This window comes from Pantoea sp. GbtcB22, from assembly GCF_019091025.1.
GTDB lineage: Bacteria > Pseudomonadota > Gammaproteobacteria > Enterobacterales > Enterobacteriaceae > Pantoea > Pantoea leporis.
Map to the genome: position 1 here is coordinate 1 of NZ_JAGXKB010001082.1, position 228 is coordinate 228.

General features: G+C 58.8%; 1 pseudogene. It reads left to right on the forward strand.

Annotation, left to right across the window (positions count from 1 at the left end):
• Nucleotides 1-228: pseudogene (locus KVT28_RS27560) on the forward strand (heme ABC transporter ATP-binding protein); the annotation flags it as partial.

Sequence of the window (228 nt, forward strand, 5' to 3'; positions counted from 1 at the left end):
TTATCGATTACTGATAACGCCATGCTTGGCCGCCAGCGCACTTTTACCCGCGCGGGCGCCTGGCTGCTGGATCGCCAGCGCATTAGTCAGCATGCGCGCGACATCATCGCCCGCTTTGCGGTACGCACCCCGGATGCCGATTTCGAAGCCGGAAAACTCTCCGGCGGTAACCTGCAAAAGTTGATTCTCGGGCGCGAAGACGCCAGCAATCCCTGCTTATTAGTGGTT